Source organism: Glutamicibacter sp. X7, from assembly GCF_054889245.1.
This window is the reverse complement of sequence record NZ_CM142678.1, coordinates 2876828-2901742: the sequence shown is the minus strand read 5'-3', so window position 1 is coordinate 2901742 and position 24915 is coordinate 2876828. Positions and strand designations below refer to the sequence as shown.

Below are 24915 nucleotides of genomic sequence, written 5' to 3'. Positions count from 1 at the left end.
TCATGAATGCGTCGGCCTCGGTGGGGCACAATGGTGCGGTGAGCAGTGCAGAACAACGAATGATCCGGCAGCTAGCCGAGGAACTGTCCGTCGAGTCGCCAGTGGCCCATTGGCAGGTCAGCGCGGCCGTAGAGCTTCTGGATTCCGGATCCACCGTGCCCTTTATCGCCCGCTATCGCAAGGAAGTGACCGGCGGACTGAGCGATAGCCAGCTTCGTTTGCTCGAGGACCGGCTGCGTTACCTGCGTGAGCTGGAGGACCGTCGTGCCACCATCCGTCAGGCCATTGAACAGGCAGGGAAACTCGACGAGACCCTCGCGGCTTCCATTGCCGCCGCCGGTAGCAAGGCCGAGCTGGAAGACCTTTACCTTCCCTTCAAATCCAAGCGTCGCACCAAGGCGCAGATTGCACGCGAAGCCGGGCTCGAACCACTGACCGATAGTCTGTTGGGCGATGAGAACCTCGACCCGGAGCAGCTGGCCGCCCAGTACTTGAACGCCGACGCCGGGTTTGCAACAACGATGGATGCACTCTCCGGTGCGCGTTCGATTCTCACCGAGCGTGTAGCTCAAGATGTAACTCTCGCCGGAGAGCTCCGGGAGCGTTTGTGGACTTCGGGAAAGATTGGGGCTACCGCCAGCGCGGGCGCCACGGCCGAGGGCCAAGGAAAGTACGCGGATTACCTGGACTATGCCGCGGACCTCGATTCGCTTCCATCCCACCGGGTACTGGCGCTGCTACGCGGTGAGCGTGAAGGCGTGCTGAACTTGCAGTTGGCTGAGGCCGATCCGCGCGATGAGGCTGCTGTGGCCGAAGCCCGCGCTGGCTACGAGCGGGCGATTGCCTCAGCCTTGGGCGTGGCGGCAGATCCGAGCAAGCCAGCCGGCAAATGGTTGAACCAGTCCATTCGTGTGGCGTGGAAGGCACGCTTGCTGACTCGCCTCGAATCTGACCTGCGAACCCGTTTATTCGAGGCTGCCGAAGACGCGGCGGTGAAGATTTTTGCAGCCAATCTACGCGATGTATTGCTCGCGGCGCCGGCCGGAAATAAGGCCGTGCTCGGCCTGGACCCGGGGCTACGTACCGGCGTTAAGGTTGCCGTGGTCGATACGACCGGCAAGGTCGTGGAAACTGCCACCATCTACCCGCACGCACCCGCTCGTAAATGGGACGAATCCATTGCGGTACTCACGCGTCTGGCCACAACCTATGGCACTGAGCTCATTGCCGTGGGTAATGGAACAGCCGGACGTGAAACCGATCGTTTGGCCGCAGAGGTGATCCGTGCCCTGACCGGCGCAGCGGCACGCAAGGTGATCGTTTCCGAGGCAGGGGCCTCGGTCTACTCAGCCTCCGAACTCGCCAGCGAAGAACTGCCCGACCTCGACGTCTCCCTTCGCGGAGCGGTATCGATTGCCCGACGCCTCCAAGATCCGCTGGCTGAACTCGTGAAAATCGATCCGAAGTCGATCGGAGTGGGGCAGTACCAGCACGACGTCACGGGTTCGAAGCTCGACCGGGCGCTAGACGCGGTGGTTGAAGACTGCGTCAACGCGGTGGGGGTGGATGTGAACACCGCCTCCGCAGCCTTGCTCTCCCGTGTCGCCGGCGTAGGACCGCTCCTGTCGCGGAATATCGTTGAGCACCGCAACGCGCACGGGCGATTCGCTTGCCGCAAGGACCTGCTCAAAGTTCCACGGCTTGGCGCCAAGGCATTCGAGCAGTGCGCGGGATTCTTGCGCATCACCGGTGGTAGCGAACCACTGGATGCTTCCGCCGTGCACCCCGAGGCCTACACGCTAGCCAAGCAGCTCCAGCATGCTTCGGCGGATTCTGGACGACGGCTCGACGAGTTGGACCCACGCGAGTTCATTACCGATAATTTTGGCGAGCCCACGATCCGGGACGTCATTGCCGAGTTGCAGCGCCCAGGACGAGACCCACGCGGCGAATTCGTCACCGCTACGCTCAAGGACGGTGTGGAAACCCTCGCAGATGTGAAACCGGGGATGATCATGGAAGGCACGGTGTCCAACGTGGCGGCATTCGGTGCCTTCGTAGACCTCGGGGTGCATCAGGATGGGCTAATCCATGTCTCGGCGATGAGCAGGAAGTTCATCTCAGATCCGCGCGAGGTGGTGACCTCGGGGCAGATCGTAAAGGTCAAAGTGCTCGAAGTTGACCCGGTGCGCAAACGCATTTCCCTCACCCTGCGCTTGGACGACGAACTGCCCGGCACCGAGACCCCTACACGTTCCGCTACAGGCACCGGCCGTCCAATGCGCGAACGGACGGGGTCCGGAGCAGATAAATCCGGCCGATCCCGGCCCAAAGCGCCACGGCGCGAAGGCACCGCGAACACCGCGATGGCTGAGGCGCTCAAGCGTGCCGGGCTGGGCTAGCCGGTAGGTCGGTTACCCTAACCAAAGTAAGTATCGGCTTTACTAAGGCCTTGTCAGCGCCTTAGTGTCGGCTAATATTTGGCGTGCTAAGTATGGGCAAACTTGGATGACAAGGTGTTAGATCGGTCGTACTGTAAGTACATGGAACTTACAGGAAAGTTGGCAGAAGCCTTCAATAATCAGGTAACCCTCGAACTGAGCGCTGCGACGGTCTACCGTCAGCTGGCCGTTGAGATGGATGTCCAGAGCCTACCGGGCATTGCCGGTTGGTTCCGGGCGCAGGCCGCCGAAGAGATCGTACACGCCGAGAAGTTCATGAACCATATGACGGACCGGGCGGCGCATCCTCGGATTGGCGAGCAGCAGGCCCCGGCACTCAACGTGAAGTCCGTGGCAGATGCCTTCGAGGCTTCCTTGGCCCATGAGCAAAAAGTCTCCGAAGCCATCCGCGAACTGTACCGACTGGCACAGACCGAGAGCGACATCGACTCGATGCCATTGCTGCACTGGTTCATCGATGAGCAGGTCGAAGAAGAAGCAACCGTGGGAGAGATTCTCGACCGCGTACGCATGATCGGTGACAACGGTGCCGGCTTGCTGCGTCTTGACGCTGAGCTCGGTGCTCGTCAGTCGCAGGAAGCCTAGCGACACTGCGGAGAATCGTAAACGGAATATGAAATAAACTTGGAGAAGCGGTGAACCGCTTCTCCAAGTTTTCGTATGTCAGAGGTGGATGTGTATCGGGCAAGGCAGCGGCCAGCAAGGAACGATGGTTCCGTAGCGTCGCATACGCACCGCACCACCGCCCCACTGAAGCTTCGCAAGGGTGCCGGTTCGCACTATCTCGTGCAAACGACGCTGGAAATGCATCAGGGACTTGTCTTACTCGAGGTTCGTGGTTCCTGGGCGCATGTAAACGTGGACGGACGCCTTGGGTGGGTCGTAGCAATTTACCTCGAACCGTTACCGACTAAGGCTGTTGAAGAAGCAGAGACTGAGGAAGCAACGGCGAAACGCCCGGTTGCACCGTCTTCACGATTCGTCCAGCAACAACCCACACACCAGACGACGGCACGCCTGAAGCTTCGCAGTGGGCGAGGCACGGCCCACCAGGTGCTGTGTCACCTTGAACAGGGGACCGGTGTGAAGCTGCTAGAGCAGGATGGCGCTTGGACCAAGGTCCAGGTTGGGCAACGGCTAGGCTGGGTTGCCAGCACGTATCTCCTCGAGTTACCCAAACGGCCGGTAGCGGGTGACTTGATACCCATCCCAAACCAACGGGCCCTGACAACAATTCGACTCAATGCCCGACGGGGACCCGGGGATCATCATTCGTTGATTCGAATCCTTCAAGCAGACACCGCAGTCGTGGTCATTGCTCGCCAAGGGGCTTGGCGCCAGATAGAAAGATCTGGGGAGACGATGTGGGTGCCAGCTAGCCAACTACGTACGGTGTACTAGAAGTCCAAGAATCCACGTCAGCGAGAGCGGAGCTCAGCTGACGTGACGAGACCGTATTCGGTCGCGATGACCGCGAGCTGTACACGATTCGTGATTTTTAGTTGATCCATGATCGTAGCCAGCTTGAGCTTCACGAGACCTTCACTAATGTGCAATGAGCGGGCGACCTGCGAATTTGTTAATCCCGAAGCAACCGCGGTCACCAATTGCCGGTCGCGCTCGGCTAATGCATCGAAGTAATTATTATGAATCGTCCGGTGCTGTGCACGCGGCGTCGGCCCCTGCGCGTCTTGTGGTTGCGCATAGATTTTGTATCCAGCTGCAATCACGCGAAGCGCACCCGGGAGTTCTTTGCTGATGGTTCGTTTCGATAAAAGGCCAGAAAAGCCCGCATGGAAGGCCCTAAAAGCGAGGGTGCGAACGTCTTCAGAGGTTAAAAGCACCGTTTTAGTTTCTGGTGAAGAATGCCGAACTAACTCTAAAGCGTCGGCGCTATCGGGTTCGAGGATGGTGGCCTCAACCAAAAGGATCTCCGGCTTATGCTTTACAGTGCTCTTACTTGCGTCAGCTACAGTCTGACAAGTTTCGATAATCTCGATATCTAGGGCAGACTCGAGGAATCCGTTGATCGCGGCCAGCGAAAAGTGGTCGCTGTCAGCGAGAACGACTCGAACCATGAACTGTTACTTCCTTATCTCTTCGCCGATCTGTGGGTGATTACATGTGGGCGGATGGAATCGAGAGACGAGATGGCCAGCCCTATATAGGTAGTTTATGTCGCACTGAGTGACGATTTCGTCCAAACATAGAGTTTTCTGGAAATTAAGACATAACAATTGAGCAACGTCGCAAGCGGCGCGGTTTGATCAATGTTTCAAGGAACCTGGGCCTTGGCAATAGCTCGAAAGTATCTATTCGACTAAACAAACTAGCCGATCGGCTAAAAAAGTTGGCCTGAATCCTGAGTAATTGGCTGAAAGAAACCTGTGAACGAGTGTCTGGTGTCAATAAACTAGGGTTGGGTGATTTTGCGAAATCTGCCCAAATCTCTTCTTTAACTCGAACTCTGGAGGTAGCGGTGCATGTAGATACATCACCTGTGAAGGTCAGAAAGAGACGGCGCGGCGCGCGCGTGCTTGCTGGTGCGTTGGCAACAAGTCTCTTCGCCTTGCCCGTGGTAGGTGCTGCAAACGCAGCGCCTACGGATAACTCGGAAGCACTTGGGCAGATCCTTGACGCTAACTTGCTTAATATCGACCTCGCCGATGCTGCTTCGAGCACGGCAGGCAACCCGAGCGCGACGGGTCCCGTTCGCAACCCACTGAATCTCTCCTTGCTTGATTCGTCGGTGAGTCTTGACCTTGGGGGAGGACTTAACCTGCCGTTGATCAGCGACGCTGGAAACGGTGGCCTGCTGGAACTGGGTGAGCTTGGTGTCGCACATAGTTTCGCGAGCACTCCAAGCGCGACTAATGCTATTGGCTCTGCGGGCGCGGTTGCTGAGGATGGTGCGATCAGCGTCAGCCCGGACTCCGGAAACGGTCCAGCTCGTGTGGATCTGACGCAGCTTTTCGATCAGCTGAACGTAAGTGGTCTGACCGATCAGATCCTGAGCGAAGCCAACTTGGAGCTCGGCGCTCTCGCATCGCGCGCCGAAAAGAACGGTACGACCGTTACGCGGGACTACACGATTGCCGATGCAAAGCTTAACTTGACCAGTCCGGCTGTGGGCGAATTGACCACAGAACTCGGCAACGTTGTTGATGTTGCTGGCACCACTCTTAATGCCGCAGTTGGCGATGGTGGCGTCCTTAGCTCGTTGATTGGTTCGCTTGAGAATATTAGTCTCCTCGGCCTCGGTGTAGACACCGCGCAGATCCATATCGATGGTTTGAATGACGCTTTGAATGTCGTCAAGACCGAAGTTCTGCAGGGAGTCATTACCTCGGACACCGGTTTGGTCTCCGTGGATCTGGGAACAGGTGAGGTGACGGTCGACCTAGCCAAGCTCGTGGGTGGAGACCTCAATGGTCAAGCACCGAATACACAGCTACTGAGCCAGCCGATGATCGAAGCTATCACCACCGAGCTAACGACCGTATTGAGCAACGTTGCAACAGACCTGAATGACAAACTGGTTGCTGCCATTAACGAGGTTCAACTGGTTATTGACTTGGATGTCAGCCTCTTGGTTGGCAATGTTGGCGTCCAGGTTGTGGGTAGCTTGGGTGATTTCGCGGGAACCAGTGGCAACTCGCCACAGGTAATTGGATCCGGGCTCGGTTCGTTGGTTGCACCATTGCTTAGCGCAGTAGTGGATATTGTGCGCCCGGTTGTAGGGACGCTACTGACTGATGCTGTTGGAGCGGTGAAGCCTGCGGTCGATGGCATTGTGACTTCGGTGGTCACTCCGCTGGCGCCGGTGCTCGATGATGTCATTGCGCAGTTGCTTTCGATTACCTTGAACGAGCAAGGTGCGAAGGATCTTTCCGGCACCGAGGGAGTTTATGTCTCAGCACTGACTCTGACCTTGTTGCCTTCGGCGCAGGCGGCAAAGATCTCGCTAGCAACGTCGGCAGTACGTGCATTGGATGAAGATCCAGTCATTGCACCAGTGGATATCCTGACTCCAGGTGAGGGTGAAGAGGTAATCGGCAGCACTGTTCCTGTAACAGGCACCGCCGAGCCCAACACCGAAATTGAGGTGTCAATCGACGGTGGTACGCCGCAGACCGTCCAGGTAGACGGAGAAGGCAAGTGGAGCACCGAGTTTGTCGACGTGGCACCAGGCCCACACACCGTCACCGCAACGGACGGTAATACGTCCGATGAAGTGAACTTCACGGTGGCCGATGAAAGCACCGCGGACAACACTGCTGACAACACCGATGTGAACACTGCCGACAACACCGGTGATAACACCGATGTGAACACTGCCGACAACACCGGTGATAACACCGAGGTGAACACCGATGTGAACACTGCGGACAATACTGCAGAGAACACCGGTGACAACACTGAGGTGAACACCGATGTGAACACCGCTGATAACTCGGCAGAGAACACCGATGTGAACACTGCTGATAACTCGGCAGAGAACACCGATGTGAACACTGCGGACAACACCGATGTGAACACTGATGTGAACACTGCAGAGAACACCGGTGACAACACTGAGGTGAACACCGCTGATAACTCGGCAGAGAACACTGACGTGAACACTGCGGACAACACCGATGTGAACACCGGTGACAACACCGATGTAAACACCGGTGACAACACCGATGTAAACACCGGTGACAACACCGATGTAAACACCGGTGACAACACCGATGTAAACACTGATGTGAACACTGCAGACAACACCGGTGACAACACTGAGGTGAACACCGCTGATAACTCGGCAGAGAACACTGATGTGAACACTGCGGACAACACCGATGTGAACACTGCGGACAACACCGATGTGAACACCGGTGACAACACCGATGTAAACACTGATGTGAACACTGCAGACAACACCGGTGACAACACTGAGGTGAACACCGCTGATAACTCGGCAGAGAACACTGATGTGAACACTGCGGACAACACCGATGTGAACACTGCGGACAACACCGATGTGAACACCGGTGACAACACCGATGTGAACACCGGTGACAACACCGATGTAAACACTGATGTGAACACCGGTGACAACACCGATGTAAACACTGATGTGAACACTGCAGACAACACCGGTGACAACACTGAGGTGAACACCGCTGATAACTCGGCAGAGAACACTGACGTGAACACTGCGGACAATACTGACGTGAACACTGCTGATAACTCGGCTGAGAACACTGCTGAAAACTCGGCTGAGAACACCGAAGCGAACACTGCGGACAACACTGATGTGAACACCGGTGACAACACCGAGGTGAACACTGCTGATAACTCTGCAGACAATACTGCAGATAATTCGGCACATCCTCAGGTGACCGTCGTCCCCGGTAGCGTCGAGCCAGGCGAAGACGTCAATGTAATCGGTGACAAGTTCACTCCAAACGGCACGGTCGAAGTCGTGGTGAAGAACTCAGATGGCGAAGAAAAGGTGCCGAGCTTCGAAGTTGTTGTGGACGAGAACGGACACTTCAAGGAAGTCATCAAGACTGACGGTCTAGACGAAGGTATCTACGTTGTAGAAGTAACCGACAACGAGACCGGCAAGACGTTCACTGAGTACTTCGAGGTCAAGAAGGAAGCTACCAAGCGTCACGTTGCAATTGATATCACCCCAAACCGTCTAGTAAAGGGTGAGGTTGGCGTTGTAACCGGAAAGAAATTCACTGCAGATAGTGAAGTTCAAATTTCCATGACGTACTTGGGCGCGCAGCCGTCAAATGACGCACAGGTTGCTGCCCAGGGCATTCCTGCCTCTGTCAGTGCCAATGGTGACGGTGAGATCAGCTTTGAAGTTGACTCGACTGATCTCGAGCTTGGCAACTACATCGTCGTTGCGACAGATCAGTCGGGTGACTACGACTTCACCACTTTCACCGTCGTTGCGAAGGAAGACTCGACCGCAGACAACACGGCTGAGAACACTGCTGATAACTCGGCTGAGAACACTGGTGATAACACCGATGTGAACACTGCTGATAACTCGGCTGAGAACACTGGTGATAACACCGATGTGAACACTGCTGATAACTCGGCTGAGAACACTGGTGATAACACCGATGTGAACACTGGTGATAACACCGACGTGAACACTGCGGAGAACACCGACGTGAACACTGCGGAGAACACCGATGTAAACACTGCAGAGAATACTGACGAGAACACTGCTGATAACTCGGCGGAGAACACCGATGTGAACACTGCAGAGAATACTGACGAGAACACTGCTGATAACTCGGCGGAGAACACCGATGTGAACACTGCTGATAACTCGGCGGAGAACACTGACGTGAACACTGCAGAGAACACTGACGCGAACACCGCTGATAACTCGGGCGATAACACCGACGCGAACACTGGTGACAACACCAATTCGAACAACGGTGCAAATGGTTCGGATGGTTCTGCCAATAACGGCGCGAACGGCAGTAAGAAGCCAAACTCGCTGGCCGAAACTGGTAGCAACGGTGCGATGGTGATCGGAATCGGCGCGATCTTGTTGATCGCAGCCGGTATTGCCAGCGCGTTGGTTGCACGTAAGCGTCGCGTCAGCTAACGACACGCGTTTGCGTTAGGGAGAGGGGCACCACTTTTCGTGGTGCCCCTCATCCTTCGATTTAAGGACACCATTGTCAGCCAGCATGTGTTGTCAGTGTTTTAAGGAAGACTCATGAGTAGATCACGAAAGAGTGCAAGACCTTTGACGGTCGCAGTGCTCTTAATTTCTGGCGTGCTTGCGGCAGTTCACATTTTTGCAACGCTTGTTTTCACCGGTCCGTCCACCCCAATCAAAACTTCTCTCGAGCCGCAATTAAGTAACTACTTTTTGGGGCCGCTGGACCAAGGATGGAGTCTTTTTGCTCCGGGTCCCTATTCGCAAGATGAATACTTGTTGGTGCAAGCTTGCCTATCTACAGCAGACGTGTGCGCCAAAGGTTCGAAGGGCGGTGCCAAGTTCTCGGAGTGGCGCAATGTAACTGAGGAAGAGATGCTTCATCTGTCGGGGAACATCTTTGCCAACCGAGGATCCAAACAGTCGAAGGTCATTCATGGACGTTTATGGCCAACGATTAATGATCTTAGCGATGAGCATGCCAATGAGATCGCTAAGCCGTTCGTTCTCGGGAACCCCGTCTTCGGCTACGACCTGGATTCGAAAGAGGCAGCGGAGTCTATCCCGGCCTCTGAACTGCAAGACATGCGAAGCTATAAGCGAATGGAAGACGTGGCCGTAGGTTTTGCCACTTTGTATGCCAAAGAACAGTGGGGATCTGCGAGTATGGTCCAACTGAAGTTGCGCCGTGACGCCGTGACTCCGTTTGCCCAGCGGCACAAACCAGAAAAGGAACGGAGCAGCTCGGAGCGCCTGATTGGATGGCGAGACGTCAAGGCATTCGGTGAGGACACGGTGGCATCATGGAGCTAAAGAACGAATTACAAACGGCTCCGTCAGTGCGTCGATGGCTCAAGAATCTCAGCGGCCTTCCGCAACAGTACGCGTCCAGTCTCTACGATTGGTTCACCATAGAGCGGCACGCTATATATGGGCTAGCCGTTATGCGCATGGCTTCAGGTTTGCTGATTTTAGGCTGGCTAGTGTTCAATGCGCCAGTCGCGGACAAGATTTGGGGACCAGGCTCCGCCTATCTCGAGCCGTACAGGAGTGTACTCGGATACAAGTGGCCACTAAATGTTCTCGAAGGTACGGGGACGGCTTTCTTCGTATTTTGGTATGTAGTTGCTATCTTGCTGGCAATACTGTTCACCGTGGGCTGGAAAACCCGATTCGTCACACCGCTGCTTTTCGTTTTCTATACAGCCATTAATGCTCAGAACACGCCTGTGTCGGACGGTGGCAACTATTTCATTAGAATCATGCTGATCTATTTGATCTTTGCCGACCTTTCCCGCGTCTGGTCGATTGATGCGTGGTGGCGCAACCGTAAGGGGCATGTGCGTCGGCAATTCGAGATCGTTACCGTATTGCATAACGTGGCACTCTGTCTTGTGGTCGCTCAACTGTGCCTCGTCTACTTCGAGGCGGGTATGTACAAGGTGCAGGGTTCGCTTTGGCAGGCCGGCACCGCGATGTACTACCCCATTTCTTCCGAGTACTACGGGGTATTTCCGTGGCTTAGCGAGCTGATTAGCTACAATTCCTGGGTTGTTGTGCTGATCACCTACGTGACAGTCATAGCGCAGATCGCTTTCCCGTTTATGTTGTTCCACCGCGTCACGCGCCGCATCGCTCTGATTACTATTTTGGGGATGCATCTAGGCATTGCCATCGTCATGGGGTTGCCCTTCTTCTCCGGCATCATGGCCTCAGCTGATGCGGTGCTTGTATCCGGGGCCACGTGGCTCGTGATTCAACGTTGGTTGAAAGGCTGTTGGGACGCTCTCGTCGCTAAGTTTGGTAAGCGCGGAAATCCGTCACCGCCCAATCGCCCGCGTACGAGCGAGGAAACAGTGACCCTCATAAACCACTAGCCACCCTCGTACGACTACAAAAAGGTCGGGCTGCTCTTCGCTGGAAGAGCAGCCCGACCTTTTTGTAGTTATAACGTGCCGTTAGTCGGCTACGTAGTACAGACGCTTGTTCACGAACTCGTCCATGCCCAGCGGGCCGAGCTCACGGCCGAAGCCCGAACGCTTGACGCCACCAAACGGCATTTCAGCGCCCTCAGCCGCGACAGTGTTGACGTTGGCCATGCCGACGTTCAGCCCGGCCGCGACCTTTCCGGCACGATCCACATCGGTGGAGTGGACCGAGCCACCCAAACCGTAGATGGTGTCGTTGGCCAGTGCGAGAGCTTCTTCATCGCTCGAGACCTTGTAGACCACGGCAACCGGCCCGAACAGTTCTTCGTAGTACGCGCGCATTTCCTTAGTCACGCCGGAGAGTACGGCCGGTGCGTAGTAGGCCGACGGGCCGTCGTGCAGGACGCCGCCGGCGTGCAAGGTAGCACCCTTCGAAACTGCGTCCTGTACCTGCGCGTGCAGGTCTTCGGCTGCGCGGCGCGAAGACATCGGGGCGAAGGTGCCTTCTTGTTCTTCCAGCGGGTTGCCCGGTACGAGACCCTCGGCCTTCTTCGTCAGTTCAGCGACGAACTCGTCGAAGATATTGTCCATGACGATCATGCGCTTGTTGGAGTTGCAAGCCTGACCGGTGTTGTCGATGCGGAAACCCCACGCGGTCTGCGCGATCTCGGCAACATTGTCCGAGTCCAAGACAACGAACGGATCCGAACCGCCAAGCTCCAGCACGGCCTTCTTGAGGTTGCGGCCAGCCTGCTCGCCGATGATGGCGCCGGCACGCTCGGAACCGGTAAGGGACACACCCTGAATGCGAGGATCGGCGATGATCGTCGAAATCTGATCGTGAGTAGCGAAGACATTGTTGTAGACACCGGCCGGCACGCCAGCTTCGTCCATGATGGACTGGATGGCCAGAGCCGAGCGAGGGCAGGACTCGGCGTGCTTGAGCACGATGGTGTTGCCCAGCATCAGGTTCGGCGCGGCGAAACGTGCCACCTGGTACAGCGGGAAGTTCCACGGCATGATGCCCAGCAACGGGCCAACCGGCAGGTGCTGCACAAAGGCCTTGCCGCCCGAGAAGGACTTGATCTCGCGGTCGGCTGCGAGTTCCGGTCCTTCGGTGGCGAAGTAGGCGAAGATGTCCTTGCAGTATTCGGCTTCGCCGATAGCCTCAGACAGCGGCTTGCCCATTTCGATGGTCATGATCTCGCCGAGCTCTTGGGCGCGCTCGGCGAACAATTCGGCGACGCGGTTCACGATCTTTGCACGTTCGTTGATGTCGACCTCGCGCCATGCTTCGAACGAGCTCTGGGCTCCGGCCAGCGCTTCTTCGATCTGGGCGTCGGTGGCCGTGGCAAACTCTTCGACGACCTCGCCGGTGGCCGGATTCAGAACCTTATAGGTTGGGGCGCTCATCAATGCTCCTATTTGAGTCTGTAATTAACGTATCCGTGGGCTTTATCCGTAGATAGTAGCCGACGAAACCATAAAATGAATGTGAATCACTTCACGGAATGCCTTGTATGAGCATACCGTCACTTTGCTCCCTAAGCTAACCAGTATCCCGACTCGCTGCCTTGGAAGCTATTTCCTGCAAAAGCCGGCGTCCGGAGCCCCCATACAACGTTGTTTGTGAGTCCCGAAACCGGCCGTGGTTGATGAAGTTTAAGGTGCTCACCATGTAACTTCATCAAGGGGCAAGTCTTTAGCCAATCGCTGAGGCTTTCCACCAGTCGATCCCGGCATCACCTTGCGCAATCTCAGCGATCTGCGCAAGTTCTTCCGAGCTAAATTCCAGGTTTTGTAGTGCACCGAGGTTTTCATCGAGCTGAGCCGTGGAGGAGGCACCGATGAGTACCGAGGTAGCGGCACCGTCACGCAACAGCCAGGCGATGGACATTTGAGCCAACGACTGCCCACGGGACTGGGCAACCTCGTTCAACCGGCGGACCTTGGTCAAGTTCTCCTCGGTCAGATGAGCCTCGAGCGAGCGACGTCCGCCCTGACGCTGAACCTCGGTGGTGTTTAGGTACTTGTCGGTGAGCAAGCCTTGGGCCAACGGGGTGAAAGCGATGGCGCCCATCTGCTCGTCACGCAGAGTGTCTAGCAGGCCGTGCTCAACCCAAGGGTTGAGGATGTTGTACGACGGCTGATGAATCACCAGTGGGGTGCCCAAATCACGCGCGATCTGCGCCGCTTGGGCGGTGCGCTCCGCGGAGTACGAAGAAATACCGGCGTAGAGCGCCTTACCTTGACGCACCAAGGTGTCCAGTGCGCCGATGGTTTCTTCCAGCGGAGTCTTCGGATCGAAGCGGTGCGAGTAGAAGATATCCACGTAGTCCACGCCGAGTTTCTGCAAGGAGGCCTCGGCCGAGGAAATCAGGTACTTGCGCGAGCCAAAGCTACCGAACGGGCCCGGCCACATGTCGTAACCGGCCTTTGAGGAGATCACGAGCTCGTTTCGGTAGCCCTTGAAGTCCTTGCGCATCATGCGCCCAAAGTTCTCTTCTGCCGAGCCGGCCGGCGGACCGTAGTTATTGGCCAAGTCGAAATGGTTGATACCGCTGTCGAAAGCGTGACGTAGTACTTCGCGCTGTGCATCGAACGGACGGTTGTCCCCAAAGTTCCACCACAGGCCCAGCGACAGCGGAGGTAGTAACAGTCCGGAGTTTCCTACGCGGCGATAGCCAAAGTGCTCATAGCGGTCGCCTGCCGCCGTATATGGTCGATGCAGTTCGGGAAGAGAATTGACGCGCTCGTAGTCCACGAATGGCCTTTCTGCGATTGCTTCTAACGTGCTACATCCAGCCTATGCCAGCTGAGTAAGGATCGGCGTCGACATGCCTAGTCTCGATCATCACCGGTCAATTTTTGGCTTAGGTATACCGGAATCATCGAGAACACGATCAGCACAGCGGCGATCACATTGACCACCGGTGCTTGATTCGGGCGGGACATGTTGTTGAAGATCCAGATAGGCAGGGTTTCGGTGCCCGGGGCGGTGGTAAAGGTGGTCACCACAATCTCGTCGAAACTCAGCGCAAAGGCCAGCAGCCCACCCGCGATCAGCGCGGAGCGGATCGCGGGAAAGGTCACCTGAGAGAACGTCGTAAACAGGTTGGCGCCCATATCCATGGCGGCTTCCTCAAGGCCGCGATTTACCCGGCCAAGACGGGCTTGAACATTGTTGAACACCATCACCACGCAGAAGGTGGCATGACCGACGATCACCGAGAGCATGCCAAGTCCGATCCCCAGGGGCTCAAAGACATGCTTGAAGGTATTCGAAAAGGCCACACCTGTGACAATGCCCGGTAAGGCGATGGGCAGCACGACCAGCAAGTTAACCGTGTGCTTGCCGAAGAATTCATAGCGGGCCAGCGCGAAGGAGATCATCGTGCCGAGCACTAGGGCGATGACGGTGGCGATCGAGGCGACCTTGATCGAGGTCCATAACGCCTCGCGCACGCCCTCGTTATGCCAGGCTGCGACCCACCATTTGGTGGTCCAGTCCTGAATCGGGAAAGCGCCCGAAGTCGTGGCGTTGAAGGAGTTGGTGATTACCAAGAGCAATGGCAGGTAGATTCCGGCCATTGCCACAATGGCGAAGGCGCCCAGCGAGAATTTGGCGGTGCGTGAAAGCTGCATGATGTGCTCCTGAAAATTTAAAGGGCGTCCAGAGCCCCGGACTTGCGGGCCAAGAACAGATACGCAACCACCACCAGGATCGGCACGAGACCAAAGGCGGCGGCCAGAGGCGGATTCAGGTTGATGTTCTGCGCGATGACCGTGCCGATCATTTGGGTCTTGCCGCCCACGAACTGCGCCGCGATATAGTCACCGAGCGACAACGAGAACGTAAAAATCGATCCAGCGATCAGTGCCGGTTTCAACAGGGGAAGCGCCACGGTTCGGATCGTGCCCCAAGATTTCGCGCCAAGGTCGGCAGAGGCATTGAAAAGATTGTCCGGAATCTGCCGGAATGCCGTGTACACCGGTACTGCCATATAGGGGAACCAGAGATAGGCGAGGGTGATGACCACGGCCGGCTGCCCATAGCCCATTCCGTCCACGCCCAACGGGGCCAGTAACCAGTCCAACGGCCCGCCCTGTGAAAAGGTGATGCGCCAGGAAAATACCTTGACCAGGTACCCGGCCCACAGTGGCAGGGTGATTCCGATGGCGAGTATGGCACGCAGCTTCGGGCCAGCGACCTTCGCCATGAACAACCCCAGCGGCAGCGCGAGCGCGGCGCAGAGTATCGTGACCGCCAACGCGATGCCAATGGTGCGCACGGCGGTGTTGCGATACGCCTCTTGGAGAACCAGCTCTTGAAAATTCTCCAGCGTAAATCCGGGGATGACCTTGGATGTGAAAGGGTCTGTGTGCCAGAACGCGGTGGCGAATAGCAGGAGCAGTGAACCGATATACAGTACGCCGAGCCACGCCATGGGCAGGCTCAAGAGGCTTGCTAGGCGGACCTTCGGATGCAGATATAGGTAGCGCGAAATACGGTTGGTTGCCGTATTCGATCGAGTCGGATCCGGTGGGGCTGCCGTGGGTGCTGGGCGTTGGTCGATGGTAGTCATGGGTCTAAGTCGCGGAGCGATCCGCTGCCTCCTTCGCGATGGCTCGAGGGCTGTGGCGCGGGCGGAACGCCGCCCACGCCACAGCCGTTGACGGTGCGTCAGCCCTTGACCTCGGTCCAGGCCTTGGTCCACTGCTGGTAGTTGGTGCACTTCACGTCAGTGCGGCCGTCGATGCACTGCTCAACCGGGGTAGTCCACATCCACACCTGCTTGTAGTACTCCTCGTCTGTGGCGTGGAACGTCTCGCAGTGTGCTTCGTTTTCTTTAGTCCCTTCGCAGGCTTCCTTGTTTGCCGGAGCCATGCCGAAGTTTTGCGCGATCTGCGCGTTGACTTCAGCCGACGAAGCCCAGTCGATCCACTTGTAGGCACAGTTCTGGTTCTTGGTTTTCGACGAGATCATCCAGGTATCGGACCAGCCGGTGGCACCTTCCTTGGGTAGCACCGAAGCAACTTTGCCGCCATCCGCCGTGGCCAGATTGACCACTACCTGCCAGCCGGTGCCAAGCGAGGCGGTGCCGGTCGAGATCGACGATACGGCCTTGAGCGCATCGTTCCAGTATTCGCCGGCAATTTCATTCTGTTGCTTCAACAGCTCGACCGCGGCGGCCAGCTGAGATTCATCGAGCGCGTAGGGATTGGTGATGCCAAGCTCTGGCCGCGTGCTCATCAGGTATAACGCCGCGTCGGCAATGAAAATCGGGGAATCGTACGCCATGATCTTCCCCTTGAAGGGACTGTCGGACTCCCATGTGTCGGCCCAAGAATCTGGCGCCTGCTTCACGCTCTCGGTGTTATACATCAGCACGTTGGCGCCACGGCCGATTGGGACACCGTAGGTCTTGCCGTTGAGGTTGTCGTAGAGCTGGCCCTTGAGTCCCTCGACCAAGTTGCCAAAGTTGGGGATCAGGTCCGTGTTCAGGGGTTGCACATCGCCGCCTGCGATCAGCCGTAGCGACGCATCGCCGGATGCTGAGACCACGTCGTACTCACCGGTGCGCATCAGTTGCACCATCTCGTCGCTGGTGGCGCCCACTTTGCGGTTGACCTGACATTTGGTCTGTTGCTCAAAGTCGGTGACCCAATCCGCGTCGGGGTTGGTCGAACCGTCCTCGACGAATCCGGCCCAAGCAACGATGTTGACCTGGCCTTCGGAGTCTCCGACGCTTTCGGCCACGGGGAAATCGGGAACCTCGATACCCGAGGACTGGGCGCCGGCATCGCCGCCGGAGCTTCCACAGCCCGCGAGAACCAGGGCGAGGCTGGCGCCCGCGGCAGCCAGGGAGAGTCGTTTCGTGCGTTTCATGATGGAGACCTTTCGGATTGAGTGCTGATGATTAGATGGCGACGGCATGGCGCCGGTCGAACTCGAGGACTACCTCGGCGCCGCGCTGCGGTGGCTGCGTGGATGCACCGTTGAGTTCTTGGAAGATGATGTCTGCGCCGCTGGGGGTGGAAGCGACGAAACGGGTGCAGGAACCGGTGTAGACCACTTCGCGAATGGTTGCGGTCAAAGTTGCCTGCTGGTCGTGTGCCGCGCGTGCGGAGGGGGCCACGCGCACATGCTCGGGTCGTAGCGAGAAGGGACCTGGGGCGCCAAGCAGTTGGCGGGCCAGGTCGCCTTCGATGAGGTTGGTGTGTCCCAAGAAGGAGGCCACAAAACGGGTTGCCGGACGTTCGTAGAGGTCGGCGGGGGAGCCTACCTGGTCGATGCGACCGTCGTTGAATACCGCGACGCGGTCGGAGAGCGAAAGGGCCTCTTCCTGATCGTGGGTGACGAAGACGAAGGTGATGCCGACCTCTCGTTGAATCTGTTTGAGTTCAATCTGCATTTGCTCACGCAGTTGCTTATCCAGCGCCCCGAGCGGTTCGTCGAGCAGGAGCACCTGCGGCTTGAGGATCAGCGCGCGGGCTAAGGCCACTCGTTGGCGTTGACCACCAGATAACTGGGAGGGCAGGCGCCGGGCTACCTGGGGGAGCCGAATCATTTCCAGCGCCTCGTTGACCATCTGCTGGCGCTGTGCCCGGGGGACCTTGCGTAGTTTCAGCCCGTATTCCACATTCTGCGCCACGTTCAGGTGCGGGAAGAGCGCGTAGTCCTGAAAGACGGTGTTGACCTTGCGTTCGAAGGGGGCCTTGTCGGTCACCATTTCGCCGTCAAGCTCGATACTGCCGGCGGTGGGGCGTTCAAAGCCTGCGATCATGCGTAGCACCGTGGTCTTCCCGGAGCCGGAGGGGCCCAGGAGGGAGAAGAATTCTCCGCTGGCGATGTCGAGGTCTAAGTTCCGTACGGCGGTGAAGGTGCCGAAAGATTTTTCGATACCGCGCAACGAGATGGCGGGTCGCGCCTGTAGCGACTGCTCGGGCGGTTCTAGGGTTTGGCTGCGTGTGCCGGTCATGGTGCTGCACGTCCTCTCGCCGAAGTGTGATCTAGCCAACAACTTTGTTTTCGCTTAACATATGAAAACAGATGTTAGAGGTTATAGCTAGAGTCGGGCCGAAAAAAATTGCTCGAGTGGGCTGGTCTAAAGCGGCAATATGTCGGGAAAGGAGGCAAGATGAAAGTTATGGCACGAAACCCTGCGGCCCATCAACGCCAACTCAGTAGCGTCTTTGCCCCTCTGAACGACGCCACCCGCGCCGAACAAGTGATGGAGCGCATTCTTTCCGGTATCAGCATGGGCGTGCTTACCGACGGTGACCGGCTACCCAGCGAAGCCGAAATGGCGGCCAGCATGGGAGCGTCCACCATGACCTGTCGTGACGCGCTCTCGCAGTTACGCGGCATGGGGCTAGTGGCCACGCGCAGGGGGCGCGAAGGGGGCACCTTCCTGACCTTGCCGGTGGGTGGACGCCGCCAGCTGTTACGAGAAAAACTCGCCGCACTCTCCCGCGTGCAACTACGAGACCTCGGCATCCACTATGCCGCGATCCTTGCAGCCGCCGCCGAACTGGCCGCCGAGGGGGCCGACGACGAGGAAATCGACATTCTGCAACGCCTGCTCGACGAAGAGAGCACTTCGACCCAACTTCCCGGGGCCAAGGTGGCCAACTTCCTGCTCGAAGTGGCGGCGCTCAGCCAGTCGGCGGCACTGACCCGTGAGTACGTCAGGCTGCATAGCGGTTTCGGAGCGTTGATGTCCCTGGCCCACGAGGACGCCGCCTTCGATGACGAGGGGCTGCGTCGCTGTGCCGAACTACTGGCCGCGTTGCGCGCTGCGGATGCCGAGGCCGCGCGGGCCGCAGTGATGCGCTATGTGCGCGCCGCGGTGGCCTGGCTGGTCGACTACCATGCCTCGGGAAGTTCATCATCGCACTCGCTATCCACGAAGGGCCTTCCATGAATCAGAGCACCGCGTCGGCGCCCGGCTCGAATGAGCAACGCGCCGTCGAATCATATTTTGGCGAACTCCTTGAGCACCTCGAAACGCTCCGTGGCCGTCTCGAGGGGCACTTGCCTGCGCTGGGCGAACATCCTGAGTCGGAGCCCCTCGATGAGCTGGTGCAGGAGAGTATTCAACAACTACGCCAGCGTATTCGACTGCCCCTCAGCGGTGCCGGATTCGTGGCCGTCGAAGATTATCTAGCGGACGCCCGCTGGCATATGGCGTGGTGGCAAGGGCCCGAGTTGGCCCGACGCCTGCTTGTGGCCATGGAAACCGCGGGCGATATTTACACCCGCCGTGAATGGTTCTCGATTCCCATCACCGAGCACCGGGTGCACATCGCCGGACCCTACGTTGACTTCCTATGTACCGATGACTTCACATTGACCTTCACCGCGCCGGTGGAAATCGCTGGGCAGGTCGTGGGCGTGGTCGGCTTTGACTTGCTCGTGGCCGACTTTGAAGAGCCGATGTCACGGGTGCTTGCGCAGATCAACCCGCGGGCGACGGTCATCAACGCGCATGGCAAGGTGCTGGCCTCGGCCAGCGCCCAACTAGCCTGTGGCGCCCGGTTGGTGCGCGGCTGGGAGGGCGAAAACCTGCACGGGCATCAGCTGCCGAATCCCGATGGCACGCAGCAGCGGGTGGATATCAACGTGCTGACCGGGCTACCGCTCGCGCTGGTGACCCCCGCCGCCGGGCATTGAAAAACCGGTCTCGCAGGGCCAAGGAGGTAACGCCTGCGGGACCGGTTTTCTAGATCACTCGCACCTTGAGAAGGTAGTTCCACTCTAAGAGTCGAGTCTGATGATTAGCTGGAAGCTACGTGCATGATATCCGTGCTTTTAGTAGTTAGCCGGAGGGTCAGAGGCGGGGAAGGATTCTTCCTCCCACTCATCGACCTTCTCATCGTCATGCTGATGTTGCTTGGCTTCGGCGATCTCTTCTTCGGTGGCTTCGCCATGTTCGGGTTGTTCGCTCATGACCGCTCCCTTCCATAGATGCAGTGAGCCCGGCAGGCCCGTAGTTTCAGTCTGCCCGGGTCCTCGAGCTTTGTCGAGCACTCGCGGATTTCGGCATCCGTGACCCCACGCGAAATAATCGTTCCATGCCCCAGATCGTCAATCCCCACGATGGCACCGAAATCTTCTTCGACGACGACGAAGCCACAGGCGAGCCCATTCTGTACCTCCATGGTTCGGCCCTGTCGCGTTCCATCTGGCGCGGTCTGGGCTACACCAAAACACTTGGGGCGGGGCACCGCAATATTCGCCTAGACCTGCGTGGCCACGGCCGTTCGGGAAAATTGCACAGCGTCGACGACTACACCATGGCCAAGGTCGGATCCGATATCCGCGCGGTGCTCGATCACCTACAGCTCGAGCGGGTACATCTCATGGGGTACTCCTTCGGTGCGCGGGCCGGTCTACATTTGGCCAGCGTGCACCCCGAGCGCCTACTCAGCCTGATCATGCTCGGCGGCACCTATCGCATCGAAGAAGGGGAGATCGACCAGCTGTTCTTCCCCGGGTACCTGCAGGTGCTGCGCGATGGTGATATCGAAGGTTTCGTGCGGGGGCAAGTACGCAACGGGCGGCTCGACCCGGCCACACGGTTGGCCTTCATGCACAACGACCCGCTGGCGCTCGCCGCCTACTATGAAGCGGCCGAGGGATTGCAGAATCTGGACGAGGCCGACCTCGCGCGCATCCAGGTCCCGACCTTGCTCATGGTCGGCACCCGCGACATGCCGCGCTTCGAGCACAACAAAACCATGGCCCGCATCATGCCGCAGGCCCGACTGGTCGCGCTGCCCGGACGTACCCATGGGTCGACGCTCTTTCCCATTGAGCCGGTGGTCGAGGCCGTCACGAATTTCTGGAGCTCGAGGGCATGAGCGAAGACTTCGATCTCGAACCGATCGCCGCCGCGCTGGCTTTTGGTGGCAGCCGCGAAGAGCTTGCCGACTACCTGAGCCAGCGGCCGGGGGCACCGGTAATTGTGCAGGCCCCACCGGGCTCGGGCAAGACCACCATCGTGCCGCCGGTGACCGCCAATGCGGTGGGTGCGGGCAAAGTGATCGTGACCCAGCCGCGCCGGGTGGCCGCCCGAGCCGCGGCCCGGCGGCTCAGCTCGCTGATCGGTGAGCCGCTCGGCCAGCGTGTGGGGTACGCGGTGCGCGGGGAACGGAAAGTCTCGGGCGAGACGCGCATCGAGTTTGTCACCGCGGGACTGCTCTTGCGCCGACTGCTCGCAGACCCGGAAATGAGCGGGGTATCGGCCGTGGTGCTCGATGAGGTGCATGAGCGCTCGATCGACACGGATCTGCTGCTGGCCATGCTTGTCCAGGTGGCCGAACTGCGCGGCGACCTCACCCTCGTGGTGATGAGCGCGACGCTCGAGGCGGGTGATCTTCGGCGACTGCTCCAAGCGGCCGGTCCGGTGCGTGAGGTGCACGGGCATACGGCCCAGCACCCGGTCCAAGAACGCTTCGAGAGCTTCAGTGGTGCCAGAACCAATGACTATGGGTTGCGCACCGACTACCTAGAGCACGTAGCGAAGGTCGCGGTGCAGGAAACACGGGCCAATAATGCGCAGGACGATGTCTATGACACCCTCGTATTTGTGCCCGGGGTGCGCGAAGCCGAAACCGTCGCCGGTCGCATCGGCACCTTGGGCGGTCAGGCGCTGGTGCTCCACGGCCAAATTCCGCCCCGCGCCCAAGATGAGATTCTCAGTGTGCCCGCGGTTGGCACGCCGCCGCGGATCATCGTGGCCACGTCTATCGCCGAATCGTCGCTGACCGTTCCGCGCGTGAACCTAGTAATCGACGCAGGTTATGCCCGCGAACCGCGCCGCGACACGGTGCGTGGGGTGAGCGGGCTAATGACCGTCGTGGCCAGCCGGGCGGCGGCTACGCAACGCGCCGGGCGTGCCGGACGTCTGGTGCCCGGCACCGTGGTGCGTACCCTCGATGAACGCTCCTTCGCCGCCGCCGACCCGGCGACCACCGCCGAGATCCGCACCGCGGACCTCGTGCAGGCCGGGCTCTATCTGGCCGCGTGGGGGACCCCGCGCGGCGAGGGTCTTGAACTGTGGCAACAGCCCCCGGCCGAGGCCATGCGCGGCGACGAGCAGGTGCTGCGTTCCCTGGGAGCCGTAGACGCAGAAGGCAAGATCACCGCCGCCGGTCGGCGAATGCTGCAGATTCCGGCCGATCCACGCACGGCGCGGGCCTTGCTCGACGGGGCAGCACACTGCAGCGCGGACCGGATCGCGCGGGCCACCGCCGTGCTGACCGGAGGGTACCGGGCCGAGGGCGCGGACGCGTTGGCGCTCGCGCAGGCCCTCGAGCGTGGAGAACATCGCGAGAAGAAAAGCTACGCCGCCGACGTACGCCGTTTCGAAGCCTTGCTCAACGCGTCCCATGGCCCGGCATCTTCCCCGGGGTCGGCCGAATCCACCCACGCTGGCTCGCTGAACGAGGCGCTGGCAACGGTGATGATTCTGGCGTACCCGCAGTGGGTCGCCCGCCGGATGGCACCGGGGGAGTACCTCTTGGCCTCTGGCACCCGGGCCCAGCTTCCGCCCGGCAGCCCGCTGCAGCAACACGAGTACCTCGCCATCGGCGAAGTCCAGCGCAGCGGGCCGCGCACCCTGATCCGGCTCGCCGCGGCCACCGACCTCGAACAGGTGCTGCACCTCGAACCACAACTGCACACCCGCGCCGAAACGGCCACCTTCCGCGCCGGAAAGCTCAGCGCCCGGCGCATCGAGCGTTTTGGGGCCATCGAACTGGCCAGCCACCCGGTGCCGGTGACCAAGGAGCTGGCCGTACCGGCGGTGCAGGCGGCGTTGGCGGAGCAGCGGCTCGGACTCTTCGGGGAGCAGCCGCAGTTTGAGGCCTTGCGTCGTCGGCTGGCCGTGGCTCACCGCCTATTGGGTGAGCCTTTCCGGCCGATGGACGAGTCGTCGTTGATCGCGGCCGCAGACCAGTGGCTCGGCGGTGTGCTTGAGGCGGTGGCCGGTGGCACCCCGGCGGGCAACGTCGATCTGCGCGAGGCCCTGCGCGCGCTGATTCCTTGGGAACACGCCCACGATTTCGACGAGTTGGTGCCCACCGAGCTGCAGGTGCCCTCCGGCTCGCGCATTCAAATTAGCTACCCGCCGGTCGACGAGCAGGGGCCGGCGGTGGTGGCGGTCAAGCTGCAGGAATGCTTTTCGATGACCGAGCCGGTTCGGCTCGTCCGCGGGCAGCTACCGGTGCAGTTCCACCTGTTATCACCGGCCGGGCGTCCCCTGGCGGTGACCGAGGACGTGCCGAGCTTTTTCTCCGGTCCGTACCGTCAGGTGCGCGCCGAAATGCGTGGACGCTATCCCAAGCATCCGTGGCCCGAGGACCCCATGAGTCACGAACCGACCAAACTCACCAACCGCCGGCTGCGCTCCTAGGCACCCGCCTCGGGTACCAGCGGCAGACCAGAGCCCGGTTCACCGCTCGGGGTGGGGGAGTAATCGGCCAGGAAGTCTCCGTCCTCGGGGCCTTCCAGCGGTAGTTCGGAGACGGTGGGATCGGCCGCGGCGGCCGGCGCCCCGAAAATGGCCATGGACTGTGCCTCCGCGGCGGTCTGCGGGCCGGGTGCCGCCGGCGGGGTCGGCTCGCCCAGGGCCGCGGCCATGGAGGCGCCGGTGAGATAGCCGTCGTACATCGGCAGGTGGATCGGCACATCGTTGGCATAGAACTGCTTGAAGGGGCTGGACACACCCGCGGTGCCGTAGTTGCGCACCGTGCGCGTCTGCCCCAGATCCACCATGCAGGTCAGGATTCCAGGTTCGGCCCCGGGCAGTTCGGCCCGTCGTACCCCTTCCGGGTCGACGATCAGCGACCGGCCGCGGCCCACCGGGGACGCGGTATTAACCGAGGCCACCCAGAGCTGGTTCATCACCGCATTGCCGGTCACGATGGCCTGTTCTTGGCTGCGCTCCGAGGTTCCGGTCTGCACCATGTTGATGACCATATCGGCCCCGAGCCAGGCTAGCTGTCGGGTGTGTTCCGGGAACCAGATGTCGTAGCAGATCGAGAGGCCGATGGTGCCGTGCCCGGGGATCTCGAACACCTCAAATTCGGTGCCCGGGACGGAGGTTTCCAGAGGCCGCCACGGGAAGATCTTTCGGTAGCTGCTGACCCGGGTACCATCGGGTGCATACACCAGCGCGGTGTTATAGACGGTCCCGTTGGCCCCGCGCTCGTAGATGCTGCCGGGGATCAGCCAGATCCCTAGTTCGGCGGCCACCTGGCCCAGCTGCCCGAGTTCCGGATCCGTCAGGGCGCGTGCGGCCTGATGCGGTGCCTGCTCGACGCGCGGGCCCAGGTGGAGTTCGGGGAAGACCCACAGGCGCATATGCGGCTTCAGCGGCACCTGCGCGCGGAGGAAGGCCAGAAGATCGCCGAGCACGGGATTTGGCGGGTATTGCACCAGGGCTACGCCCAACGGTTCGGTCATCGTCAAACTCCTCGTCTGCTGGCTTGCGCGTCCTAGTCAACACCCTAGAGCCCGCCATAGGTAGCGTCTGCGGGATATGACGCGATCGTGACAAACTTTGTCGCCGGCACCGTGACGCGGATGTGGGCAGGGACGTTTTCGTCAATCGGCCAATTATGCGATACGGTATACCAGTGGGTTGTGGTGATCTTGGGCACCGCGAGAACCCCAGCGAAGAATTCTTGGTTTTCGACGTTCGCGCCGGGAGCCAAGGGTCCGATCCGCCTGCGAATCCCCCAATGTCGCAGACGAATCGGGGATGGCCACGAGTCCCCCAAGATCGTGGACATCCGGCGGGTGCGCAATCCCCCAAGTGGCGCACCTGCTGGCGAT

Annotated in this window: 19 protein-coding genes; 10 read left to right on the top strand and 9 right to left on the bottom strand. The window is 59.4% G+C overall.

The features are described 5' to 3' along the window. The first annotated feature begins 2 nt into the window (after positions 1-2). The 3 genes from ACYU0X_RS13810 to ACYU0X_RS13800 all read left to right on the top strand — a co-directional run bounded on the left by ACYU0X_RS13810 (position 3) and on the right by ACYU0X_RS13800 (position 3863). On the top strand, positions 3-2402 hold the full coding sequence (locus tag ACYU0X_RS13810; RefSeq protein ID WP_461901258.1) for a Tex family protein: 2400 nt from the start codon (positions 3-5) through the stop codon (positions 2400-2402). Between the two features lie 141 nt (positions 2403-2543). Then, entirely contained in the window at positions 2544-3047 is a 504-nt protein-coding gene (locus tag ACYU0X_RS13805; RefSeq protein WP_418907383.1) for a ferritin, read from the top strand. A 75-nt stretch (positions 3048-3122) separates the two neighbouring features. Further along, positions 3123-3863 (top strand): SH3 domain-containing protein, encoded by a 741-nt coding sequence (locus ACYU0X_RS13800; RefSeq protein ID WP_461901257.1) that lies wholly within the window; start codon positions 3123-3125, stop codon positions 3861-3863. A gap of 17 nt (positions 3864-3880) precedes the next feature. Here the strand turns inward: ACYU0X_RS13800 and ACYU0X_RS13795 are convergent, their stop codons facing one another. Further along, positions 3881-4540, bottom strand: coding sequence for a LuxR C-terminal-related transcriptional regulator (locus tag ACYU0X_RS13795; RefSeq protein WP_461901256.1), 660 nt, complete (start codon positions 4538-4540; stop codon positions 3881-3883). A gap of 317 nt (positions 4541-4857) precedes the next feature. Here ACYU0X_RS13795 and ACYU0X_RS13790 point away from each other — a divergent pair, with 317 nt between their 5' ends. The 3 genes from ACYU0X_RS13790 (at position 4858) to ACYU0X_RS13780 (ending at position 11018) form a co-directional block, all read left to right on the top strand. Continuing rightward, positions 4858-9084: a choice-of-anchor G family protein gene (locus ACYU0X_RS13790; RefSeq protein WP_461901254.1), complete on the top strand. Its 4227-nt coding sequence runs from the start codon at positions 4858-4860 to the stop codon at positions 9082-9084. Between the two features lie 114 nt (positions 9085-9198). Next, entirely contained in the window at positions 9199-9954 is a 756-nt protein-coding gene (locus ACYU0X_RS13785; protein ID WP_309405652.1) for a DUF5819 family protein, read from the top strand. Beyond that, positions 9945-11018 carry an HTTM domain-containing protein gene (locus tag ACYU0X_RS13780; RefSeq protein WP_461901253.1) on the top strand — a complete coding sequence of 358 codons (1074 nt, stop codon included), beginning with the start codon at positions 9945-9947 and terminating at the stop codon, positions 11016-11018. The genes ACYU0X_RS13785 and ACYU0X_RS13780 overlap by 10 nt, the downstream gene beginning before the upstream one ends. A gap of 81 nt (positions 11019-11099) precedes the next feature. Here ACYU0X_RS13780 and ACYU0X_RS13775 read toward each other — a convergent pair whose 3' ends face one another. The 6 genes from ACYU0X_RS13775 to ACYU0X_RS13750 form a co-directional block, all read right to left on the bottom strand. Continuing rightward, positions 11100-12482 (bottom strand): NAD-dependent succinate-semialdehyde dehydrogenase, encoded by a 1383-nt coding sequence (locus ACYU0X_RS13775; RefSeq protein ID WP_309405656.1) that lies wholly within the window; start codon positions 12480-12482, stop codon positions 11100-11102. Between the two features lie 289 nt (positions 12483-12771). Beyond that, positions 12772-13833: an L-glyceraldehyde 3-phosphate reductase gene (gene mgrA, locus ACYU0X_RS13770; protein ID WP_461901251.1), complete on the bottom strand. Its 1062-nt coding sequence runs from the start codon at positions 13831-13833 to the stop codon at positions 12772-12774. Between the two features lie 77 nt (positions 13834-13910). Then, on the bottom strand, positions 13911-14714 hold the full coding sequence (locus ACYU0X_RS13765; RefSeq protein WP_309405660.1) for an ABC transporter permease: 804 nt from the start codon (positions 14712-14714) through the stop codon (positions 13911-13913). Positions 14715-14731: 17 nt separating this feature from the next. Further along, positions 14732-15655 carry an ABC transporter permease gene (locus ACYU0X_RS13760; protein WP_418907375.1) on the bottom strand — a complete coding sequence of 308 codons (924 nt, stop codon included), beginning with the start codon at positions 15653-15655 and terminating at the stop codon, positions 14732-14734. A 98-nt stretch (positions 15656-15753) separates the two neighbouring features. Next, complete coding sequence (locus tag ACYU0X_RS13755) at positions 15754-16959, bottom strand: extracellular solute-binding protein (RefSeq protein WP_418907374.1); 1206 nt, start codon at positions 16957-16959, stop codon at positions 15754-15756. 31 nt (positions 16960-16990) lie between these two features. Then, positions 16991-18052, bottom strand: coding sequence for an ABC transporter ATP-binding protein (locus tag ACYU0X_RS13750; protein WP_418907373.1), 1062 nt, complete (start codon positions 18050-18052; stop codon positions 16991-16993). A gap of 168 nt (positions 18053-18220) precedes the next feature. Between ACYU0X_RS13750 and ACYU0X_RS13745 the strand changes: the two genes are divergently transcribed. Together ACYU0X_RS13745 and ACYU0X_RS13740 are read left to right on the top strand one after the other, a co-directional pair. Beyond that, the gene (locus tag ACYU0X_RS13745; RefSeq protein WP_418907372.1) at positions 18221-18997 is read left to right on the top strand and encodes a GntR family transcriptional regulator; all 777 of its coding nucleotides are present in this window, start codon (positions 18221-18223) and stop codon (positions 18995-18997) included. Beyond that, entirely contained in the window at positions 18994-19746 is a 753-nt protein-coding gene (locus ACYU0X_RS13740; RefSeq protein ID WP_418907371.1) for a cache domain-containing protein, read from the top strand. Before ACYU0X_RS13745 ends, ACYU0X_RS13740 begins: the two co-directional genes overlap by 4 nt. Before the next feature lie 138 nt (positions 19747-19884). Here ACYU0X_RS13740 and ACYU0X_RS13735 read toward each other — a convergent pair whose 3' ends face one another. Continuing rightward, a complete protein-coding gene (locus tag ACYU0X_RS13735) occupies positions 19885-20022 on the bottom strand; it encodes a hypothetical protein (protein ID WP_418907370.1) in 138 nt (45 codons plus the stop codon). Positions 20023-20147: 125 nt separating this feature from the next. On the opposite strand from ACYU0X_RS13735, the gene ACYU0X_RS13730 reads away from it, so the two are divergent. Both ACYU0X_RS13730 and hrpB read left to right on the top strand, forming a co-directional pair. Then, the gene (locus ACYU0X_RS13730; protein ID WP_418907369.1) at positions 20148-20936 is read left to right on the top strand and encodes an alpha/beta fold hydrolase; all 789 of its coding nucleotides are present in this window, start codon (positions 20148-20150) and stop codon (positions 20934-20936) included. Then, complete coding sequence (gene hrpB / locus ACYU0X_RS13725; RefSeq protein ID WP_418907368.1) at positions 20933-23491, top strand: ATP-dependent helicase HrpB; 2559 nt, start codon at positions 20933-20935, stop codon at positions 23489-23491. The genes ACYU0X_RS13730 and hrpB overlap by 4 nt, the downstream gene beginning before the upstream one ends. Here hrpB and ACYU0X_RS13720 read toward each other — a convergent pair. Next, positions 23488-24543: a carbon-nitrogen hydrolase family protein gene (locus tag ACYU0X_RS13720; protein WP_418907367.1), complete on the bottom strand. Its 1056-nt coding sequence runs from the start codon at positions 24541-24543 to the stop codon at positions 23488-23490. The two genes, hrpB and ACYU0X_RS13720, sit on opposite strands and share 4 nt — an antisense overlap. Between the last annotated feature and the right edge of the window lie 372 nt (positions 24544-24915).